Below are 4,245 nucleotides of genomic sequence, written 5' to 3' on the forward strand. Positions count from 1 at the left end.
CGCGAGGAGGGCGTGGGCGCGGGTGCGGGCTTCCTCGGGTTGCTCGGAGGCGATGAGGGCTCGGCAGCAGGCGAGTTCGAGGGCGGTCCGGGAGGGGTGATCCGGTACTTCGGTCGAAGTGTCTTGCGCAGTCGACGAGTTGCCCCCGCTGGCCGTAGTCGGTGGCATCGCCTCCAACGCCGACCGCAGCCACCGCGCCGCAGTGCCCGGCTCCCGTACGGCCACCTCGGCGGCCCCCTCGGACAGGGCGCGCACGGCGACGGCCGGGTCCGTCCCCAGCAGATGTTCCGCATGCCGCGCCCGCTCGACGGCGTTCCCGGCGATGTCCAGCGCACGCCGGTGCGCCCGGAGCCGGAACGGCAGCCCCGCCCGCGCGTGCACGACGTCACCGAGCACGGGGTGCCGGAAGCGCAGGCTCCCGCCGTGCGCGCGTATCAGGTCGGCCCGCTCCAGCTCGCCGAGCGCGTCGAGCGTCGCGTCGAGGCCAAGACCGCAGACCCGGGCGACGTCCTGGGGTCGGAACGGCGAGCCCAGGACGGCCGCCGCCGACAGCGCGGTCGCCGCGTCCCCCGTCACCCCGTCCAGCTCGGCGAACAGTGGCTTGGCCTCCCGCAGGAGACCGTCGGCGTCCCCCGGCCGCCCCGGACGCCGGCCCTGCGCGACCAGCAGCCGCAGATGCCGCGGATTCCCCCCGGCCTCGGCGCCCAGCTCCCGCGCGAGCCCGGCGTCCACCTGCCACGCGTTGAGCAGCGCGGCCACCGCCTCGGCGCCCAGCGGGCCGGGTTCGACCCGCTTCACCGTTCCGGCGCGCACCCCGTCGTCCAGCGCCTGGAGCAGCTCGGGCGCCGTCTGCCGGGGGCGGTGGACGAGGGCCAGGACGAACGGGCCGAGCGTCCCGGCCCTGACCTGCCGTACGAGGACCGCCGTCGAGGCGGGGTCGCACCAGTGGACGTCGTCCAGCACGAGGAGACCGCTGCGCCTGCCGACGGGAACCGCCTCACCCCGGACGACCTGGACGCGGACGGCCGGGAGCCCGCGCCGGGCGGCCATGCGCATGAGGGCCAGCGCGAGGCGCGTCTTGCCGATGCCGGGCTCGCCAGTGATCTCGACGACCGTGCCCCTGCCGTTCGCCAACGCGTCCACGATCCCCGCGAACCGGGCGAGTTCGGCCTCCCGCGCGACAGGGGGCTCGCCCGGTGCCGGTACGGGCACTGTGGTCATGGGCGCTGTTCCCTTCCGCGTCCGGGCGGATGCCGGGCGGCCCCTCATGTCGGCCACCGGACACCTTTTCGGGCAACCATACAGAAGCAAAAACCCCTGCCCGGATCGCGGACGCGGCACCGGCCTCACCCGCCGCCGTCACGGACCAGCGGCAGGTCCCGGCCCTGGACGAGGCCCCGCCGACCCGTGCCGGAACCGGTCCCGCGAGCAATGGCAACCCCGTGCCCCAGCCTCCTCCCGTCCGGCTTCACGGCAGGTACGGCTCCGCCCAGTCCGCGAACCGCTGCCCCAACTCCTCCCGCGCCGCCGCCAGCACCGCGTCCGGATCCTCGGCCACCGCGAGCCCGAAGTGCCGCTCCAGCCAGGCCGCGTACGCGTCGTGGTACGCCGAGTGCGGGTCCTCCTCGGCCCGGTAGAAGTAGGCACTGTCCCAGTCCACGGAGATCTCCGTGTCGAAGCCGAGCAGCCGGAACAACTCCCGCAGGTCACGGGCCACGACGTGCTGCCCGCCCTCGTCCCCGAAGACCACCACGGGCAACGTCGCCAGGTCGGTACGGTCGTCCAGGCGCCACAGCGCGTAGAAGGAGCCGCCGCCGGTCGCCTGCGCGAACGGGATCAGCCCGCCGATGAACTCCGGGTCGTCGGACCAGCCCGCGACCAGTCCGGAGACGTCGCCGTACTCCGTCAGGCCGAACCCGTCGGCGAAGTTCTCGTAGCCGACCTCGTCCTGGAAGTCCTTGAGGAGGTTGAGCTCGGGGACGGGGGAGTATGTCGCGTTCAACGTGTGCCCGGGGTTTCTGTAGAAGGTGCTGGATGACGGTGGACGGGGACGCCTGACTGGACCTGCTCGGCCCACTGCGACCGAGCCTCCACCGCGTCCAGCACCGCCTGTTGCTCGGCTGCGAACTCCACCACCCCGGCGACCCCTGCCGCCACCGCCGCGTCGGTGACCTCGGGCAGCAACTGGCGCACAGCGTCCGCCGGATCGGCTGCCCGCAGCAAGCTGCGAGCCGTTTCCTCGGTGACCCGTCGCAACGCCAGGGAGCCCGCCGGGTCCCGGGGGCGCAGGCAGTGCCAGTACGACGGTGGCGGAAGGAACCGCGTGCCGCGAGCGAATGTCCCGGGTGTGCCGTCCACCCGCGCGGTGGCCAGGACGGTGCCGTCGTCGTCCACGAGGTGCAGGGCCCAGCCGATCTCGCGGCTCGCGGCGACGGGATGCGCGGCCCCCGGGAAGCGCACCGCCGCGCACGGCAACCCCGCCTCGGCCGGGACGGTGACGCTGCGCCCGGCGAGGTCCTCGCCGCGCCGCGAACCGTCGGGGAGCCGGACGACACGCCAGCCGATCAGCCCGTCCACCGGCACCACGGCGGGGCCGGGTGGGCCGGAGGGGAGTGGCAGGAGTGTGCCGTACTCGAGGTCGGGGATGTTCAGGAACGCGGGCACGCTCTCCGCGCCGATCACCTTGGCGACCGGGTCGTACGCGAGCCACGTGGTGCCGCCCCACGTCCAGTACGACGTGCCGTCGCCGAGCAGGAACCCGTTCGGGGGGAGGGTGGTGCCGCCGCGCCGGAGGGTGCCGAGTCCTGTGGCCCGCGCGCCGTCGGGCAGGGGCAGGGTGGCCGCGCCGATCTCCTCGCGGTAGAGGTCGAGTTCGGCCGGGGTGCCGTATCCGCCCTCCAGGGTCATGATCTGGTCGGGGGAGTGGTGCCAGTACCCGGCGGTGCAGTAATCGTGCGTCGCCCAGTGGACCAGCAGTTCACCGTCCACGAAGTGGAAGCCGGGCGGGCCGTGGAACCCGGCCTCGGCCGGGAGGCGCAGTGTGTGGACGAGTGCGGTGCCCTCGGCGCCGATCACGCGGGCCTCGGTGGGACCGGCGACGATCAGGTGCGGCCAGGCGTCGAAGAACCGCAGGGTGTCGGCGTCCCCGAGGGTGCCGACCGCCTCGTCCCAGGCGGGCCAGCCCAGTTCGTCGAGGAGGCCGGTCCGCAGGGTGCGGGCCAGGAGCGGGGCGAGGCCGGCGCCGGTCACCGTACGGATCTCGTCCGGGGCGAGCGCCAAGGCCTCGGCGGGCAGCCACGTCAGCGGGGCCAGCGCCTGGGGGAGCGCGGGCAGTCCGGGGGCCGCGAGGCGCCGGACGACCTCGCGCAGCCAGTCCGCGAGCAGCAGCCGCCCGCCGGGGGCGCGGACGAGGGCCTCGACCGTGCGCCGGTCGTCCGCGCTGTCGCAGAACCCGTCGGCGCTGCGCCGGAACGCCGCCCGGTACCGGTCGTCGGCCGCGAGCGCCAGCAGGTTGCGCGGAGCCCCGGCGTCCGCCCACTGCGCCAGCGGCAGCCACTGGTCCTCCGGGAACGGCGCGACGGGCACCCCCAGCGCGAGCATCTGATCCATCAGGTCGACGTCCCGGAGAACCTCCAACTCGCTGCCCGACTCGCCGAGTTCGGCCCGCAACCGGTCGGCGGCCCGCTCCACGAGCCGGTACAGCACGGGCAGCCGGGCGGGCGTGCTCCAGTGCAGCGCCCGCGTGTGGAACTCCAGGAACCTCGCGAACCACCCCGCCGTACCGTCCCGGGGCCCCTCCCCGTCACCCCACAGCCCGGCGAGCGCCCCGGACTCCTCCAGCACGTCCAGCCACAGCACCAACACGCCCTCGTCCGCGCACTCGGGCATCAGCTCCAGCAAGTCCCGCCGCACGGACGCCCGTTCACGCGCCAGCTCGACCAGCGCCCCGCGATGAGCCTTCCACCACCCGCTCGCCGCCCCGGCCGTGGCGGGCAGAGCGAGCAACTCGGCGAGGAAGTCGTCCGTGGACCGGTTCCCGGCAGCCCGCGCCAGCCTCCGTACCTCGATCCCCGCGCGGACCGACGGCGCGCGCCCACGCGCGGTACGCCGTACACACAGCCGCACGAACCCCTCGTACGCCTCCCCTGCGGACACCCGCCCGGCCAACTCCCGCGCGTAGGCCGACAACGCCTTCTCACTCAGCTCCTCCGGCCGCGCCCCCACACCGAAGATGCCGATCCCCTC

Annotated in this window: 2 protein-coding genes and 1 pseudogene; all 3 read right to left on the minus strand. The window is 74.7% G+C overall.

Translation table 11 applies throughout. The annotated features are described in order from the left end of the window. On the minus strand, nucleotides 1-1,221 hold a 1,221-nt coding region (locus AOK24_RS40860; RefSeq protein ID WP_159052170.1), incomplete at its 3' end, for an ATP-binding protein. Nucleotides 1,222-1,468: 247 nt separating this feature from the next. Continuing rightward, complete coding sequence (locus AOK24_RS40865) at nucleotides 1,469-2,002, minus strand: hypothetical protein (RefSeq protein ID WP_055724968.1); 534 nt, start codon at nucleotides 2,000-2,002, stop codon at nucleotides 1,469-1,471. After that, a pseudogene (locus AOK24_RS40870) lies at nucleotides 1,999-4,245 on the minus strand (DNA-binding protein); the annotation flags it as partial. The gene AOK24_RS40865 and the pseudogene AOK24_RS40870, both read right to left, overlap by 4 nt.

The sequence above is a fragment of the Streptomyces niveiscabiei genome (assembly GCF_001419795.1).
Taxonomy (GTDB): domain Bacteria; phylum Actinomycetota; class Actinomycetes; order Streptomycetales; family Streptomycetaceae; genus Streptomyces; species Streptomyces niveiscabiei.